Raw genomic sequence first — 437 nt, forward strand, 5'->3', positions numbered from 1 at the left:
GAACGGGTCGAAGACCTGGAACACGATGGGCCACTGGGCCGACTGGATTTTTTGTCTGGTGCGGACCGATTCCAAGTCGAAGCCGCAGGAAGGCATCTCCTTCCTGCTGATCGACATGAAGACGCCCGGCATCACCGTGAAGCCGATCATCATGGCCGACGGCGGCCATGAGGTGAACGAGGTCTTCTTCGACAACGTCAAGGTTCCGGTCGAGAACCTGGTCGGCAAGGAGAACGAGGGCTGGACCTGCGCCAAGTTCCTGCTGGCCAACGAGCGGCTGGGGATCGCGGCCGTCCCGCAGTCCAAGCGCGGCGTCGAGGCGCTGAAGGACATCGCGCGCGCCGAGCAGGACAACGGCAAGCCTCTGATCGAGAACCAGGCCTTCGCCGAAAAGATCGCCGATCTGGAGATCCAGGTGACGGCGCTCGAATTTACCG

At 62.2% G+C, this 437-nt stretch carries 1 protein-coding gene; it reads left to right on the forward strand.

From position 1 onward, the window contains the following. A partial coding sequence (locus D7Y13_RS43100) for an acyl-CoA dehydrogenase family protein (RefSeq protein ID WP_208734649.1) occupies positions 1-437 on the forward strand: 437 nt, incomplete at both ends.

Origin of the sequence: Corallococcus praedator, assembly GCF_003612125.1 — a bacterium.
Classification (GTDB): domain Bacteria; phylum Myxococcota; class Myxococcia; order Myxococcales; family Myxococcaceae; genus Corallococcus; species Corallococcus praedator.